Here is a 14,425-nt window from a genome sequence, read left to right as displayed (position 1 = left end):
ATTGCTAGATCACTGCCGAAAGAAATGCCCTGGTACGCTCCTCGCGCGGCGCACCCAATACATCCGAGGCGCGCCCCTGCTCGACGATCGCGCCCTGGTCCATGTATACGACGCGGTCGGCGACCTCGCGGGCGAAGCCCAGCTCGTGCGTCACCACCATCATGGTCATGCCGCTCTTCGCCAGCTCCTTCATGACGGCGAGCACCTCGCCGACGAGCTCGGGATCGAGCGCGCTGGTCGGCTCGTCGAACAGCATCAGCATCGGCTTCATCGCCAGCGCCCGCGCGATCGCCACACGCTGCTGCTGGCCGCCGGAAAGCTGGGCGGGATACGAGTCCGCCTTGGCCGACAATCCGACCCGCCTCAGCAGTTCGAGCGCTTCGGCACGCACTTCGTCGGATTTGCGCCCCTGCACCTGGAGCGGACCTTCGGTGATGTTCTCCAGCGCGGTCTTGTGCGGGAACAGGTTGAAGCGCTGGAACACCATGCCGGTCTTCAGCCGCTGCCGCCCGATCTCCCGTTCGGTGAGGCGATGGAGCCGCCCGCCCTGCTCGCGCACGCCAAGCAATTCGCCGTCGAGCCAGATGCCGCCGGCATCGATCGCCGCGAGCTGGTTGATGCAGCGAAGCAGCGTGGTCTTGCCCGAGCCGGAGGCGCCGATCAGACACATCACCTCGCCGGGCCAGACGTCGAGCGAGACGCTTCTGAGAGCCTGAAACTCGCCAAAGTTCTTGGCTACGGAGCGGATCGCGACGAGGGGTTTTGTCATCGCGCAAACTGCAATGTGCCGCGGGCAAAGCGACGTTCGAGCAGCATCTGGAGCGGCGTCAGGATCGAGACGACGAGCAGGTACCAGAGCCCGGCGACGATCAGGAGCTCGATCACGCGCGAATTGGCGTAGTAGATGTTTTCGGCGTTGTGCAGCAGCTCCGGATACTGGATGACGCTCGCAAGCGAGGTCGCCTTCACCATGCCGATGAACTCGTTGCCGAGCGGCGGGATCACCACCCGCATCGCCTGCGGCAGGACGATCCGCCGCAGTGCGCGCAGCCGTCCCATGCCGATCGCCTGTGCCGCCTCGTATTGCCCAATATCGACCGACAGCATGCCGGCGCGCATCACCTCGGACGTGTAGGCACCCTGGTTGATGCCGAGCCCGAGCAACGCGGCGAGGAACGGCGTCATGACGTCGACGGCGCGTGCGGACCACAGGCCGGGAATGCCGATGGTCGGAAACACCAGCGCGAGATTGAACCACAGCAGCAATTGCAAAATCAGCGGCGTGCCGCGGAACAGCCAGGTGTAGCCGGCCGCGACCGTCTTCAGCACCGGATTGGGCGACAGCCGCATGACCGCCACGACGATGCCGAGGAAAATGCCGAGCGCCATCGCCAGCACCGCCATCACCATGGTGTTGACGATGCCTTCGAGGATGACCTTTGCGGTCAGGAAGCGGCTGACATAGGACCATTCGATCTGGCCGTTGGCGAACGCGCGCGCGATCGCGGCTAGCACGAGAACGATCAGCGCCGCGCTGACCCAGCGAAACCAGTGCGGCTCGCGCGCGATCTGCATCCCCGACAAGTCGGGGAAACCCTCCGCGAGTGCCGGCGCTGGCTTCATTGCGGCGCCGCGTTCAGCATGGGCTGGGCGACCGCGTTCGCGCCAAGGCCCCATTTGTCGAGAATCGCCTTGTAGGAACCGTCGGCGATCATGGCGGCGAGCTTCTCCGTCACGACCTCGCGCAGGGCCGCATCGTCCTTGCGGAACATGATGCCCTGATAGCCCTTGGCGAAGGCCTCACCGACAATTCGGTATTTGCCGGTCTCCTGCGTCTGCGCATAAGGCAGCGTCTCGCTGCCCTGCACGGCGGCGTCGATGCGACCCTGCTTGAGCTGGTTGCGGACGTCGATCGAGTTCTCGCCGGGCACGTACTGGATCGCCGGCTTTCCGGCCGGCTCGCAGTTCTGCTTGCTCCACTTCTCGATCTCGACCGGGAAGCTGGTGCTGCGCGTGGTGCCGACCTTCTTGCCGCAGAGATCGGTCGCGGCCTTGGAATCGCTCTCCGCCATCACGAAGAACTGCGGGCCGGTCGCGAGGTAATCGACGAAATCGGCAGTCTCGCGCCGCGAGGCACGGTCGGAAATGCCGGAGATGATGAAGTCGGCCCGTTTGGTCTGGAGCGAGGGGATCAGCTCGGCGAACGGCGTCTCGCTCCAGACGATCTTGAGGCCTCCGAGCCGCTTGGCGAGCTCGTTGGCCAGATCGATGTCGAGCCCGACCAATTCGTTGGTCGCGGGATCGCGATACTCCATCGGCGCGTAGGTTGAATTGACGGTCAGCCGCAGCGTGCCCGCCTGCTTGATTTCCGCGGGAAGCTCGGCCGCCTGCGCGGAGGCGACGGCAGCGAACGCTGCAAGACCGAGAGAAAGCGAGAGGCGTGTCATATCAACTCCTTTGCCAATCTTCTTCCGTTGCCAGCGCCGTGCCATTTGGTCAGTCCGCGTCGAGGACGGCCGGCTCGATGACGCCGGCACGCTCGGTGATCACCCTGTATTGCTCGGGCCGCCGATGGGCGGCGAAGTTGAACATCTTGTCCTTGCCCTGGCGGCAGAGGTCGAGATCGACGTCGGCGACGATCACCTCATCTGAGAGCGTCGCGGCCTGCGCGACGATACGGCCGTTGGGATCGACGATGCAGGAGCCTCCGATCAGCCCGGAGCCGTCCTCCTCGCCGGCTTTCGCCACCGAGATCGCCCAGGTCGCATTCATGTAGGCGTTGGCCTGCGTCACCAGCGTCGAATGGAAGGTACGGAGCGTTCCGTCTTCCGTCGTGCCGCCATTGGGATCGTACGCCGCCGAATTGTAGCCGATGCAGACGAGCTCGACGCCCTGCAGGCCGAGCACGCGCCAGGATTCCGGCCAGCGGCGGTCGTTGCAGATCATCATGCCCATGATGGCGTGGGCCCACGTCGAGCCGGCGCGGAAGGCGGGAAAGCCGAGGTCGCCATACTCGAAATAGCGCTTCTCCAGCTGCTGGTAGCGCGCACCTTGCCGCGGCTCGACCGAGCCCGGCAGGTGCACCTTGCGATAGCGGCCGAGCAGCTCGCCGTCGCGATCGACCAGAATGGCGCAATTGTAGCGGCGACCGTCGGGCGTCAGCTCGGCATAGCCGACATAGAAGCCGACGCGCAGCGCGCGTGCGCGGTCGAACAGTTTTGCCACGGCCGGGTTCGGCATGCCGCGCTCGAAATAGCGATCGAGTTCGTCGCCTTCGAGCAGCCAGCGCGGGAAGAAGGTGGTGAAGGCGAGCTCGGGAAACACCACGAGGCTGGCGCCGCGGCCGGCCGCCTCCTCCAGCAGGCCGATCATGCGCGCAAGCGTATGCTCGCGCGTATCGGCTTTTTGCGTCGGCCCCATCTGTGCTGCGGCGGCGCGAAGGACACGAACCAAGATTGCCTCCAATCTGTGCGCAGTGCTGCCTCAATGGGCGAATGAACCCTTTGATGCAACGTGCAAATCCGCGGTCATTACGCGGAAGCGGGGCTACAAAATCAATTCGTTCTGCTATGATCTTTTGGCCCTGAGTATAATCGGCAGTGATATGAACCTGCGCCAGCTCGAGATCCTGCGTGCCGTCATCCGCCACCGCACAACGGTTGCCGCGGCCGACGAACTGGCGCTGTCGCAGCCTGCCGTCAGCAATGCGCTGAAGACGATGGAAGCGCAGGCGGGTTTTGCGCTGTTCGAGCGCGTCAACAACCGGCTGTTTCCGACCGCGGAAGCCATGGCACTCTACAAGGAGAGCGAGGCAATCTTCGCGCTGCACGCCAAGCTCGAGAACCGCGTCCGCGATCTGCGCGAGAACCGCTCGGGGCATCTTTCGATCGTGGCGACGCCGCCGCTCGCCTACAGCATCATCCCTTCCGCGCTGTCGGGCTTCCTGCGCCGTCGCCCGGAGACGCGCGTGTTCTTCGACGTGCGGCGTTATGAGGGCATCATCGAGGGCGTGCTGAGCCGCGTCGCCGAGCTCGGCTTCGCGCTTGGCCTGACGCATCATCCCGGCATCGCGCATGAGGTGGTGCACACCGGCGAGATGGTCTGCGTATTGCCGCCGCAGCATCCGCTTGCCGATAGGCCCGTGATCTCGGCCGCCGATCTTTCCGGACTGCCCTTCATCGGGCTGGAGCGCGGCACGCGGCTCGGCGAGGCCGTGCGCGACGGCTTTGCCCGCGCCGGCGCGCCGTTCCGGCCGACCGTCGAGGTGCGTTACTGCAACACGGCCTGCGTGCTCGCCGCCGCAGGCGTCGGCGCCGCGGTGGTCGATCCCTTCTCGCCGCGGCAGAACGGCGGCAGCGGCCTCGTGGTCCGGCCGTTCACGCCGACGACGCGCACGGTGGCCTATATGCTATGGTCGGAAGCCGAGCCGCTGTCGCGCCTGGCAAAGGCCTTTCTCGGCGAGGTCCGCAGGGAAAGCGTATTGCTGGAGCCCGCAGCGCCGCACCAGCAACATGGGGCAGAAAGCGACTGAGCTTGCGCAACGTCTTTACCTGAGGGCACATGGCACGCATCACCATCATCGAGACCGGACAGGTCCCGCCAAAATATCGCGAGCAGCACGGCTCGTTTCCCGACATGTTCGAACGCATGGTCCGCGCCGAGGACCCGACCGCCACGGTCGAAATCGTCAGCATCCCGAATGGCGATGCGCTGCCCGATCCGGGCAAGCTCGAGGCCGTACTGATCACGGGCGCGGCCGCCGGCGTCTATGACGGGCTCGACTGGATCGCGCCGCTGGAAGATTTTGTGCGCACCGCCTATGCCAGCAAGACACCGATGGTCGGCGTCTGCTTCGGCCATCAGCTGATCGCGCAGGCGCTCGGCGGCACCGTGCGCAAGTCGGAGAAGGGCTGGGGCATCGGCCGGCACGTCTATCAGGTGCTGCCCGAGAACGGCGTCGTCGAGGGGGAGGCGGTCGCAATCGCCGCATCGCATCAGGACCAGGTGATCGAGCCGCCGAACGACGCGCTGACGATCCTCTCGTCCGACTTCACGCCGCACGCCGGCCTGCTTTACGCCAACGGTACGACCCTGTCGGTGCAGCCGCATCCGGAGTTCGACGTGGAGTTCGCGGAAGTCTGTTGCGCGCTGCGCGACGGCAAGGCGCCGGAGCATGTTGTCGCAACGGCGAGGGCGTCGCTTGCCGAGCCGCTGGATAGCGCGAAGCTTGGCGGGGCGATCACGAGGTTTCTGGCGAGGCGCACATCGCCTAAGTAGCGGACTACGCTTGAGGCTGGATAGGAATGAGCCCAATTCGTCGAACGATAAGCCTGATCGTTGCACTCGCCCTAATTGTCGTAGGGCTGGGAGCTCTAGTCTATCTCCTATTCTTCGCACTTCGATGGAAAGGCTGGATGGTAATGGCCGCCGGCTTCGTGGCGGCGTTAGGCATTATGTGGTTCTGGGAGGACTTCCCAAAAGCAAAAGGCAAGAGCAATTGGGGTGGTGGGTAGTCAGAACGGATCCGTCCCCAACCCCGCTACATCCGCCGGCCTTGGCCCTGGCGCGGCCCAGTGAAACCGGCGATCCTTCTCCGCAATCGCGATGTCGTTGATCGAGGCTTCGCGGCGCCGCATCAGGCCGTGCTCGTCGAACTCCCACTGCTCGTTGCCATAGGAGCGATACCACTGGCCGGACGCGTCGTGCCATTCGTACTGGAAGCGCACCGCGATGCGGTTGCCGTCGAAGGCCCAGAGATCCTTGATCAAGCGGTAGTCGTGCTCCTTCTCCCATTTGCGGGTGAGGAAGGCGACGATGGCCTCGCGGCCCTGGAACACCTCCGAGCGATTGCGCCAGCAACTGTCCTCGGTATAGGCGAGCGAGACGCGCACCGGATCGCGCGAATTCCAGGCGTCCTCGGCCATGCGCGCCTTCTGCGCGGCGGTCTCTTTCGTGAAGGGCGGCAGCGGCGGGCGCGACATGATAGCCTCATCGATTGGTCGGGACCGCAAATCTATCGCCACGGGCGCCGGAGTCGATAGACGATCACCTATCGGGCAATCACGAAATCAGATCAGCCTTCATCAAGGCGCGGATCGATTTCGGGATCGGCTGGGCGCGGCCGCCGCTGATGAAGGCGACGCGCACCTCGGCCTTCACGAGGACCTCCTCGCCGCGGCGCACCTCCTGCGCCAGCATGATGGAGGCGCCCTTCACCGCGACCGGCCAGGTCACGACGTCGAGCACGTCGTCCATGCGCGCCGGCCTCATGAAATCGAGGCGCATCGAGCGCACCACGAAGGCAAAGCCGGAATCTTCCGTCGCAGGCTGCTCGAACAGGGCCTGCTGCTCGGCGCCCATCAGGCGCAGATGATTGGTGCGCCCGCGCTCCATGAAGCGCAGATAGTTGGCGTGATAGACGATGCCGGAAAAATCCGTATCCTCGTAGTAGACACGGACCTGCATGTGGTGGCGGCCGTCGCGGATCTCGCCGTCGAGATGAGCTGTCACGTCGCGAGCCTCTTCGCATTTCGCTACCGGTCCGTTTTGCGCAAAAACGGCCGGCCGCGCAAGCGGGGCTACGCCATCGCCGGCCCCCGCCCCAGCGTCACCTCGACGATTTCCGGCGGCACGCCGAATCGGACGGGCATGATGCTGCAGCCGAGGCCGCCGGAGATGATGACGTCGCATTTCAACCGGACATGACCATAGGCGAGCCGGACGCCGTGCTGCGGCGGAACCGCCGGCGACCAGCCGAGCAGGCGGACCTGGCCGCCATGGGTATGGCCGGACAGTTGCAGCGCGACGCGCGCCGGCACGCGCGGCGCGATGTTGGGCTCGTGCGCAAGCAGGATGACCGGCGCGTCGTCGGTGACCTTGGCGAGCGTCGCGTTGAGATCGTCGGCGCCGAAGCGCCCTATGCTCCGGAAGCGCCGCGCCGGCAGGAAGGCGAGCTGATCGCCGAGGCCCGCGAGCCAGAACGGGCGGCCGTCCTTGATCAGGCGCACGACGTCGTTCTCGTAGACGGGAATGCCGGCCGCTTCCAGCGCGCGGTGGGCGATGGTCGGTCCGTGCCCTGCCTGCTGCACGGCCCTGTCCACCCAATAGTCATGATTGCCCATGACGGCATGAACGCCGAGCGGCGCTTTCAGGCCGGCCAGCACTCTCGCCCATTCACTCGCCGGAATGATGCGCGTGACCTGGTGCAGACCGGCGACGTAGTCGCCGAGCAAGACGATGATGTCCGCGTTGAGCGCGTTGGTTCGATCGACGATGGCTTCGATCCGCTCCAGCGACATCCAGGGATCGCAGGCATGGATGTCGGCGATCACCGCAATCTTCAACGGAAAATCCGCCGGCCACTGCCGCGGCGCCGGATGATAGCGCGTGACGTCGAGCCGCAGCAGCGGCTCGACGCCGACGCCATAGGCCCCGGTCGAGACGCCGAGGGCCGACAGGCCGCCGATGGAACGGAAGAAATGACGGCGCGTGATCATGGCGGCCCGGTGATGATACGCTTTGGTGATGCGGTCCGATTGGAGCGGAATTGGGGTGCGCTCGTGCAGACGGATAGCATCTCCGTGCAGGCTGTCTGCACAAAAGATTACCGGAAGTTCATGACATCCGGCGCCCGCGACGTGCGCATCAGTCGTCGGCCTCGTCGGTGCCGAACAAGCCGAATTGCGCCGCGGCATCGCGCGACGGTTCGGCAATGCCGAGATGGCGGAACGCGTGCGAGGTGAGCAGCCGGCCGCGCGGGGTGCGCTGGAGATAGCCGCACTGGATGAGATAGGGCTCGATGATGTCCTCGATGGCATCGCGCGGCTCGGAGAGCGCGGCAGCCATCGTCTCGACGCCAACCGGGCCGCCGCCATAGTTCGTCGCGATGGTCGTGAGATAGCGACGGTCCATGGCGTCCAGGCCCGCGGCGTCGACCTCGAGCGCACTCAGCGCGTGGTCGGCGATCTTGCGGTCGATCTCGTCGGCATCGGCCGCCGAGGCGAAATCGCGCACGCGGCGCAGCAGGCGGCCGGCGATGCGCGGCGTGCCGCGGGCGCGGCGCGCGATCTCGTTGGCGCCGTCAGCACTCATGCCGACATTGAGCACGCGCGCGCCGCGGGTAACGATGCTTTCCAGCTCCTCGATGGTGTAGAAGTTGAGCCGGACCGGAATGCCGAAGCGATCGCGCAAAGGATTGGTGAGCAGCCCGGCGCGCGTGGTGGCGCCGACGAGGGTGAATTTCGACAGCTCGATCTTGACCGAGCGCGCCGCCGGCCCTTCGCCGATGATGAGGTCGAGCTGAAAATCCTCCATCGCGGGATAGAGCACCTCTTCGACCGCGGGGCTGAGGCGATGGATCTCGTCGATGAAGAGCACGTCGCGCTCCTCGAGGTTGGTGAGCAGCGCGGCGAGATCGCCGGCCTTGGCGATCACGGGGCCTGACGTGGCGCGAAAGCCGACGCCGAGTTCCTTCGCGACGATCTGCGCCAGCGTGGTCTTGCCGAGGCCGGGCGGACCGACGAACAGCACGTGATCCAGCGCCTCGCCGCGCTTGCGCGCCGCCTCGATGAAGATCGAGAGATTCTTGCGCGCCTGCTGCTGGCCGACGAAGTCGGACAGCGACTGCGGCCGCAACGCGGTGTCGCCGACATCGTCGCTGCGGCGCTCCGGCGTGACCATGCGGTTTGCCTTGGGATCGCTCACTTCGCCAGCTCCTTCAACCCGAGCCGGATCAGCTGCGCCGTCACCGCCCCCTCACCGGCGCTACGCGACGCCGATGCGATGGCGGCGGCGGCCTGCGGCTGGCCGTAGCCGAGATTGACCAGCGCGGAGATCGCATCCGCCACCGGTCGCGGCGCGCGCTGGTCGTCGATGGCACCGGCGAGGTGCACGACGGCCGGGTCGACGTTGGCGAAGGCCGGCGCCTTGTCTTTCAACTCCGTGACGATGCGCTCGGCCACCTTGGGACCGACGCCCGGCGTGCGCGCCACCGCGGCCTTGTCGCGCAACGCGATGGCGTTGGCGAGATCGGAAGGCGCGAGCGTGCCGAGCACGGCCAGCGCGACCTTGGCCCCGACGCCCTGCACGGTCTGGAGCAGGCGAAACCATTCGCGCTCCTGGTCGGTGCGGAAGCCGAACAGCTTGATCTGGTCCTCGCGGACATAAGTCTCGATCGACAGCACTGCGGCCTCGCCGGGCGCCGGCAGATGCTGGAGCGTGCGCGCCGAGCAATGCACCTGGTAACCGACGCCGCCGACGTCGAGGACGACATAATCCTCGCCGTAGGAATCGATCAGGCCCTTGAGCTTGCCGATCATAACCCCACCACCTTCAACCTGAGCGCCGTGCTCTGGCGGTGATGGGCGTGGGTGATGGCGATGGCGAGCGCGTCGGCGGCGTCCGCGGACGGCGGATCGGCCTTGGGCAGCAAGATCTTGAGCATCATCGCGATCTGTTGCTTGTCGGCATGGCCGGCGCCGACCACCGTCTTCTTCACCCGGTTGGGCGCGTATTCGGCAACACTGATGCCGAACATCGCGGGCGCCAGCATGGCGACGCCACGCGCCTGGCCGAGTTTCAGCGTCGCGACGCCGTCCTTGTTCACAAAGGTCTGCTCGACGGCGGCTTCCATCGGCTTGTGATCGGACAGCACCGCCGCAAGCCCTTCGTGGATGGCGAGCAGCCGGTTCGACAGCGGCAGATCGTCCGGCGGTTCCACCGAACCGCAGGCGACATAGATCAAACGATTGCCCTCGGCCTCGATCACGCCCCAGCCGGTACGGCGCAGGCCGGGGTCGATGCCGATGATGCGAATGGGGCCACGAATCGGGAGCGCAGTCATGGGCCAGTGATAGCGGCTGGCTGCTTGGAGCGAAACAGAAACAGAACGGAAGTAACAGGGGAAAGCGGGGGGCTGCTCTTCGCCTCTTCCCGCAAGAGCGGGGCGAGGGAGCGCACCGTCCACGCGATCGCCCTGATCGCCCTACCCGCCCATCTTCGCCATCAGCGCGTCCGACACCTCGAAATTGGCATAGACGTTCTGGACGTCGTCGTGCTCGTTGAGCAGGTCCATCAGTTTGAGCAGCTTCTCGCCGGTCTCGTCGTCCACCGCGACCGTGTTCTGAGGCTTCCAGATCAGCGCGGCCTTGCGCGGCTCGCCAAACCTGGCTTCCAGCGCCTTGGCGACGTCGCGATAGCCTTCGGTCGAGGCATAGATCTCGTGGCCGTTCTCGCCCGAGATCACGTCGTCGGCGCCGGCCTCGATCGCGGCATCCAGCACCGCGTCGTCGGAGGCGACGCCGCGGTCGTACTCGACGATGCCGGTACGGTCGAACATGAAGGAGACCGAGCCGGTTTCACCGAGATTGCCGCCGGATTTGGTGAAGAAGGAGCGGATGTCGGAAGCGGCACGGTTGCGGTTGTCGGTCAGCGCCTCGACGATGACGGCGACGCCGCCGGGACCGTAGCCCTCGTAGCGGATCTCGTCGTAGTTCTCGCCCTCGCTGCCGAGCGCCTTCTTGACCGCGCGCTCGATATTGTCCTTCGGCATGTTCTCCTGACGCGCCGCGATGATCGCCGCGCGCAGGCGCGGGTTCATGTTGGGGTCGGGTGTCCCCAGCTTGGCCGCGACGGTGATTTCCCGCGCCAGCTTGCCGAACAGCTTCGACTTCTGGGCATCCTGCCGCCCCTTGCGGTGCATGATGTTCTTGAATTGGGAATGTCCGGCCATGCGTGTCTTCTCTAGGGAATCGTGCGCCAAAAGATGAGCGTGGGAAGCGCGGCGTTATAAGCCGCGCCCCCACCGGAAAGAAAGAGGCTCTACGACTTTAAGGTAACACCTTACTGTCTTGTGCCTAGATGTCAGGCTTCGTTAACCCTGATTTCATTCCAGCCTGCGAAAATAGCGTCGGACTGTCCCCCGACAAGAGAGACCTGATGGCGTTCGGACTATTTCGGAAGCGTCTGCCGGACATGACTGCGCCCGCGGCAGCCCCGCAGGCTGCGCAGCCTGCGGCCAATTCCGAACCCGCTGCGGCCGTCGACGCGGATTCTGCCAAGGAAATCCTGGAACTGCTGGAACTCGAGCTTGGAGCGATGATTCGCCAGCTCGAGCGTGCCGCCAATTCGGTGGCTGGCGGCGCCGAGGCGACGGCCACGACGCTCGCCGCCATTCGCGACCGCACCGATGCCCTGACCGGCCGGACCAACGCTGCGCAGTCGACCGCCTCCACCTTTGCCCATGCCGCCGACAAGTTCACCCAGTCGGCGCTGGGGATCGGGGCGCAGGTTCGCGAGGCCGGCAAGCTGGCCGACGAGGCCAGCGCCGCAGCCCAGGAAGCCCGCGCCAATGTCGATCGGCTGCGCGAGTCCTCGGCCGCCATCGGCAACGTCGTCAATCTGATCGCGCAGATCGCGCGGCAGACGACGCTGCTTGCGCTCAACTCGACCATCGAGGCCGCGCGTGCGGGGGCTGCGGGCAAAGGCTTTGCGGTCGTCGCCACCGAGGTCAAGGCACTCGCGGTGCAGACCCAGGGCGCGACGGAAGAGATCACCAAAAAGATCGACGCGCTGCAGCGCGACGCGGCCGGCTCAGCCGATGCCGTCCACCGCATCTCGCAGGCCATCGAGGCAATCCGCCCGGTGTTCGAGACCGTCAACGGCGCGGTCGCCGAACAGAACGCCACCACCAGCGAGGTCTCCGGCAACGCGACAAGCGCGTCGGAGTTCATCATCTCGGTCGGCGAAAGCGCGGCCGAGATCGATGCTGCGACCAAGGCGGCCGAGACCCACGGCGAGAACGTCGCCAGCGCCGGCAAGGCCGTCACCGCATTCGCGCAGAAACTGAAATCGCGCTGCGCCGTGCTGCTCCGCCAGAGCGAGAACGAGGATCGCCGCAAGACCGAGCGACTGCCCTGCCATCTCAAGCTCGAAACCGCGCGCGGCGTATGGCCGGTTTACGAGATCGCGATGGACGGCGTGCTGATCGGCGGCGCGGAGGCGGGCCGCCTTGCACCGCAAGCAATGATCGAAGGCACGCTCGAAGACGTCGGCGCCTGCCGCCTGCGCGTGGTCGAGCAATCCAAGGCCGGCGCCCGCGCGCAATTCGTCGGTCCCAATGCCGAGCTCAACGAGAAGATCGAGGACAGGCTCTGGTCGATCCACGAAGAAAACACCGAGTTCGTCACCCGCGCCATGGAGGCGGGCAGCGCGCTGACCGGTATCTTCGAGCAGGCGGTCGCGCGCGGCGACGTCAGGATCGACGACCTCTTCGACACCGATTACGCCGAGATCGCCGCAACCAATCCGCAGCAATACCGCACCAGATATCTGGACTGGGCCGATCGCGCGCTGCCCTCGTTCCAGGAAGCCTTCCTGGCCAAGGACCCGCGCATGGCGTTCTGCGCCATGGTCGATCGCAACGGCTTCCTGCCGGTGCACAACAGGATCTATTCGCATCCGCAGCGGCCGGGTGACGTCGCCTGGAACACGGCCAACAGCCGCAACCGGCGGATGTTCAACGATCCGGCTGGGTTGGCTGCCGCGCGCAACCTGCGCTCGTATCTGATCCAGAGCTATGCGCGCGACATGGGCAACGGGAACACGGTGATGATGCGCGAGATCGACGTCCCGATCCGCGTGCAGGGCCGGCACTGGGGTGGATTTCGCACGGCCTACAAGCTCTAGAGCACGACCCGAAAAACCATGCAGCGTTTTTTCGACAAGTTCATGCTCAATCCTAAGAAACAGGGCGCGAATTGTGCCCGAGTGCACGCTCAGGCAAGACGCCGGTCGCGAATCATCCTTTAGGGTTGGGATTGGAATGGGAATGCCGCGGTGAGCCGGCGAACGGCTCTGACTGGAGGACTCTCAAGACATGTCCGTCGTACAACTTGCAGTACTGGACACCGGCTCCAACCGGACACTCGCCGAGCGGCTGATCGATCAGCTCGCCGACCGCATCGGCGGCCTCGGCGTGGAACTCGCCGACATTGCCGGCAACGTCCAGGAAGTCGCGAACCGCGTCTCGAACCAGTCGGAACGGTTCCATCACCTCCAGAAGACCGCCGAGACGATGGTCTCGGCCAACCACGACATCGCCAATGCATCGCAGGCGGTGCAATCGACCACGTCAGCGGCGGTCGGCGAGATCGCGCAGTCGCGCGGCGCCGTCGACACCGCCGTCAGCCACATCGCCGAACTCGTCGCGGCGGTGGAGCGGATCGAGGCGCGCTTGAGCGCCGTCGGCTCGGCGCTAGCGCAGGTGGCGAAGGTATCCGGCTCGATCGAGGCGATCGCAAAGCAGACCAATCTGCTCGCGCTCAACGCCACCATCGAAGCGGCACGCGCCGGCAATGCCGGCCGCGGCTTCGCGGTGGTCGCAAGCGAGGTGAAGAACCTCGCGGAAGCCACCCGCCAGGCCACGCATCAGATCTCCGACACCGTGCGCGATCTCGACGGCCAGATCGAAGGCCTGATCGGCGAGAGCAGCGACGCCTCACAGCGCGCCAAGACCGCCGGCGAAGGCGCCCAGCAGATCTCCGGCATCATCTCGCGGGTCCAGCAGGGCTTCGCCTCCGTGGAAGCGGAGATCGGCAGCGTCACGCGCGCGGCGACCTCCAATCTCGGACACTGCGACATCGTCATCGGTGAGCTCAACGAGCTCGCCAAGGGCGTCGACCTCTCCTCGCGCGATCTCAAGAACGCCGATCAGCGCGTGACAAAATTGCTCGACACGTCCGAAGCGCTGATCGCGCTGATCGCCGACAGCGGCGTCGAGACGTCGGATGCGCCGCTGATTCGCGTCGTCGTCGAGACCGCAAAGCGGATCTCGGACGAGTTCGAGGCCGCGATCGACCGCGGCGAGATCTCGCTCGACCAGCTCATGGACGAGAACTACCGGGAAATCGCCGGCACCGATCCCAAGCAGTACAATACCAGCTACGTCGACTTCACCGACCGCGTGCTTCCCGCGATCCAGGACCCGATCCAGAAATCCGATTCCCGCATCGTGTTCTGCGTCGCCTGGGCCAAGGGCGGCTATCTGCCGACGCACAATCCGAACTACCGCCTGCCGCAGGGCAAGGACCCGGTCTGGAATAACGCCAATTGCCGCAATCGCCGCCTGTTCACCGACCGCGCGGTGAAGAAGGTCGCGGCCAACACCAAGCCGTTCCTGCTCCAGACCTATCGCCGCGACATGGGCGGCGGGCAGTTCGTGCTGATGAAGGATCTGTCCTCACCGATCATGATCCGCGGCAAGCACTGGGGCGCTTTCCGGATGGGCTTCCGGCAGAGCTGACGGTTGCTGGCGATGGCGCTCCGACGTCCCTGAAGCAAAAAGCTCGAAAACAACCCCATGCACAGTAGCCGCAGCGTGGGAGATCAACGACTTGCGCCGGCAGCCCATGACGCAGCTTGACTCGTC

At 65.7% G+C, this 14,425-nt stretch carries 15 protein-coding genes; 4 read left to right on the top strand and 11 right to left on the bottom strand.

Annotated elements, in window-relative coordinates:
- Window positions 1–4: 4 nt before the first annotated feature.
- The 4 genes from OC450_RS16660 to OC450_RS16645 are packed head-to-tail and all read right to left on the bottom strand — an operon-like array spanning window position 5 to window position 3,453.
- Window positions 5–769, bottom strand: coding sequence for an amino acid ABC transporter ATP-binding protein (locus OC450_RS16660; protein ID WP_211382162.1), 765 nt, complete (start codon window positions 767–769; stop codon window positions 5–7).
- A complete protein-coding gene (locus OC450_RS16655) occupies window positions 766–1,623 on the bottom strand; it encodes an amino acid ABC transporter permease (RefSeq protein WP_211382161.1) in 858 nt (285 codons plus the stop codon). Before OC450_RS16655 ends, OC450_RS16660 begins: the two co-directional genes overlap by 4 nt.
- Entirely contained in the window at window positions 1,620–2,447 is an 828-nt protein-coding gene (locus tag OC450_RS16650; RefSeq protein WP_211382160.1) for an ABC transporter substrate-binding protein, read from the bottom strand. The genes OC450_RS16655 and OC450_RS16650 overlap by 4 nt, the downstream gene beginning before the upstream one ends.
- 49 nt (window positions 2,448–2,496) lie before the next feature.
- Window positions 2,497–3,453, bottom strand: coding sequence for an N-carbamoyl-D-amino-acid hydrolase (locus OC450_RS16645; protein ID WP_262048281.1), 957 nt, complete (start codon window positions 3,451–3,453; stop codon window positions 2,497–2,499).
- Window positions 3,454–3,604: 151 nt separating this feature from the next.
- On the opposite strand from OC450_RS16645, the gene OC450_RS16640 reads away from it, so the two are divergent.
- The gene (locus OC450_RS16640; RefSeq protein ID WP_262048280.1) at window positions 3,605–4,531 is read left to right on the top strand and encodes a LysR family transcriptional regulator; all 927 of its coding nucleotides are present in this window, start codon (window positions 3,605–3,607) and stop codon (window positions 4,529–4,531) included.
- 29 nt (window positions 4,532–4,560) lie between these two features.
- Window positions 4,561–5,277 (top strand): type 1 glutamine amidotransferase, encoded by a 717-nt coding sequence (locus OC450_RS16635; protein WP_211382157.1) that lies wholly within the window; start codon window positions 4,561–4,563, stop codon window positions 5,275–5,277.
- A 236-nt stretch (window positions 5,278–5,513) separates the two neighbouring features.
- Here the strand turns inward: OC450_RS16635 and OC450_RS16630 are convergent, their stop codons facing one another.
- The 7 genes from OC450_RS16630 to OC450_RS16600 form a co-directional block, all read right to left on the bottom strand.
- A complete protein-coding gene (locus OC450_RS16630) occupies window positions 5,514–5,981 on the bottom strand; it encodes a DUF1348 family protein (RefSeq protein ID WP_211382156.1) in 468 nt (155 codons plus the stop codon).
- A gap of 79 nt (window positions 5,982–6,060) precedes the next feature.
- Window positions 6,061–6,465, bottom strand: coding sequence for a tol-pal system-associated acyl-CoA thioesterase (ybgC, locus tag OC450_RS16625; protein WP_249128908.1), 405 nt, complete (start codon window positions 6,463–6,465; stop codon window positions 6,061–6,063).
- A gap of 113 nt (window positions 6,466–6,578) precedes the next feature.
- Window positions 6,579–7,496, bottom strand: a complete 918-nt coding sequence (locus OC450_RS16620) for a metallophosphoesterase (protein ID WP_211382154.1) — start codon at window positions 7,494–7,496, stop codon at window positions 6,579–6,581.
- Between the two features lie 148 nt (window positions 7,497–7,644).
- Window positions 7,645–8,679, bottom strand: coding sequence for a Holliday junction branch migration DNA helicase RuvB (gene ruvB, locus OC450_RS16615; RefSeq protein WP_211382431.1), 1,035 nt, complete (start codon window positions 8,677–8,679; stop codon window positions 7,645–7,647).
- A gap of 20 nt (window positions 8,680–8,699) precedes the next feature.
- A complete protein-coding gene (gene ruvA / locus OC450_RS16610; protein WP_262048279.1) occupies window positions 8,700–9,317 on the bottom strand; it encodes a Holliday junction branch migration protein RuvA in 618 nt (205 codons plus the stop codon).
- Window positions 9,314–9,841: a crossover junction endodeoxyribonuclease RuvC gene (gene ruvC / locus OC450_RS16605; protein WP_211382152.1), complete on the bottom strand. Its 528-nt coding sequence runs from the start codon at window positions 9,839–9,841 to the stop codon at window positions 9,314–9,316. The genes ruvA and ruvC overlap by 4 nt, the downstream gene beginning before the upstream one ends.
- A 141-nt stretch (window positions 9,842–9,982) precedes the next feature.
- Window positions 9,983–10,729 (bottom strand): YebC/PmpR family DNA-binding transcriptional regulator, encoded by a 747-nt coding sequence (locus OC450_RS16600; protein WP_211382151.1) that lies wholly within the window; start codon window positions 10,727–10,729, stop codon window positions 9,983–9,985.
- A gap of 206 nt (window positions 10,730–10,935) precedes the next feature.
- Between OC450_RS16600 and OC450_RS16595 the strand changes: the two genes are divergently transcribed.
- Both OC450_RS16595 and OC450_RS16590 read left to right on the top strand, forming a co-directional pair.
- Window positions 10,936–12,684, top strand: a complete 1,749-nt coding sequence (locus tag OC450_RS16595; RefSeq protein ID WP_262048278.1) for a methyl-accepting chemotaxis protein — start codon at window positions 10,936–10,938, stop codon at window positions 12,682–12,684.
- Window positions 12,685–12,874: 190 nt separating this feature from the next.
- Window positions 12,875–14,299, top strand: coding sequence for a methyl-accepting chemotaxis protein (locus OC450_RS16590; protein ID WP_211382149.1), 1,425 nt, complete (start codon window positions 12,875–12,877; stop codon window positions 14,297–14,299).
- Window positions 14,300–14,425: the final 126 nt, after the last annotated feature.

Source organism: Bradyrhizobium sp. Bra78 (assembly GCF_024519855.1).
GTDB lineage: Bacteria > Pseudomonadota > Alphaproteobacteria > Rhizobiales > Xanthobacteraceae > Bradyrhizobium > Bradyrhizobium japonicum_G.
Note: the sequence above shows the minus strand (reverse complement) of the source record. Positions and strands in the feature narration are given on the sequence as shown.

What these genes read in the sequence shown, in the direction of transcription:
- OC450_RS16590 (WP_211382149.1), top strand. Translation starts at nt 12,875, where the DNA reads ATGTCCGTCGTACAACTTGCAGTACTGGACACCGGCTCCAACCGGACA.
- OC450_RS16655 (WP_211382161.1), bottom strand. Translation starts at nt 1,623, where the DNA reads ATGAAGCCAGCGCCGGCACTCGCGGAGGGTTTCCCCGACTTGTCGGGG.
- OC450_RS16630 (WP_211382156.1), bottom strand. Translation starts at nt 5,981, where the DNA reads ATGTCGCGCCCGCCGCTGCCGCCCTTCACGAAAGAGACCGCCGCGCAG.
- OC450_RS16620 (WP_211382154.1), bottom strand. Translation starts at nt 7,496, where the DNA reads ATGATCACGCGCCGTCATTTCTTCCGTTCCATCGGCGGCCTGTCGGCC.
- OC450_RS16660 (WP_211382162.1), bottom strand. Translation starts at nt 769, where the DNA reads ATGACAAAACCCCTCGTCGCGATCCGCTCCGTAGCCAAGAACTTTGGC.
- OC450_RS16600 (WP_211382151.1), bottom strand. Translation starts at nt 10,729, where the DNA reads ATGGCCGGACATTCCCAATTCAAGAACATCATGCACCGCAAGGGGCGG.
- OC450_RS16640 (WP_262048280.1), top strand. Translation starts at nt 3,605, where the DNA reads ATGAACCTGCGCCAGCTCGAGATCCTGCGTGCCGTCATCCGCCACCGC.
- OC450_RS16595 (WP_262048278.1), top strand. Translation starts at nt 10,936, where the DNA reads ATGGCGTTCGGACTATTTCGGAAGCGTCTGCCGGACATGACTGCGCCC.
- OC450_RS16635 (WP_211382157.1), top strand. Translation starts at nt 4,561, where the DNA reads ATGGCACGCATCACCATCATCGAGACCGGACAGGTCCCGCCAAAATAT.
- ruvB (WP_211382431.1), bottom strand. Translation starts at nt 8,679, where the DNA reads ATGGTCACGCCGGAGCGCCGCAGCGACGATGTCGGCGACACCGCGTTG.
- ruvC (WP_211382152.1), bottom strand. Translation starts at nt 9,841, where the DNA reads ATGACTGCGCTCCCGATTCGTGGCCCCATTCGCATCATCGGCATCGAC.
- ruvA (WP_262048279.1), bottom strand. Translation starts at nt 9,317, where the DNA reads ATGATCGGCAAGCTCAAGGGCCTGATCGATTCCTACGGCGAGGATTAT.
- OC450_RS16650 (WP_211382160.1), bottom strand. Translation starts at nt 2,447, where the DNA reads ATGACACGCCTCTCGCTTTCTCTCGGTCTTGCAGCGTTCGCTGCCGTC.
- ybgC (WP_249128908.1), bottom strand. Translation starts at nt 6,465, where the DNA reads ATGCAGGTCCGTGTCTACTACGAGGATACGGATTTTTCCGGCATCGTC.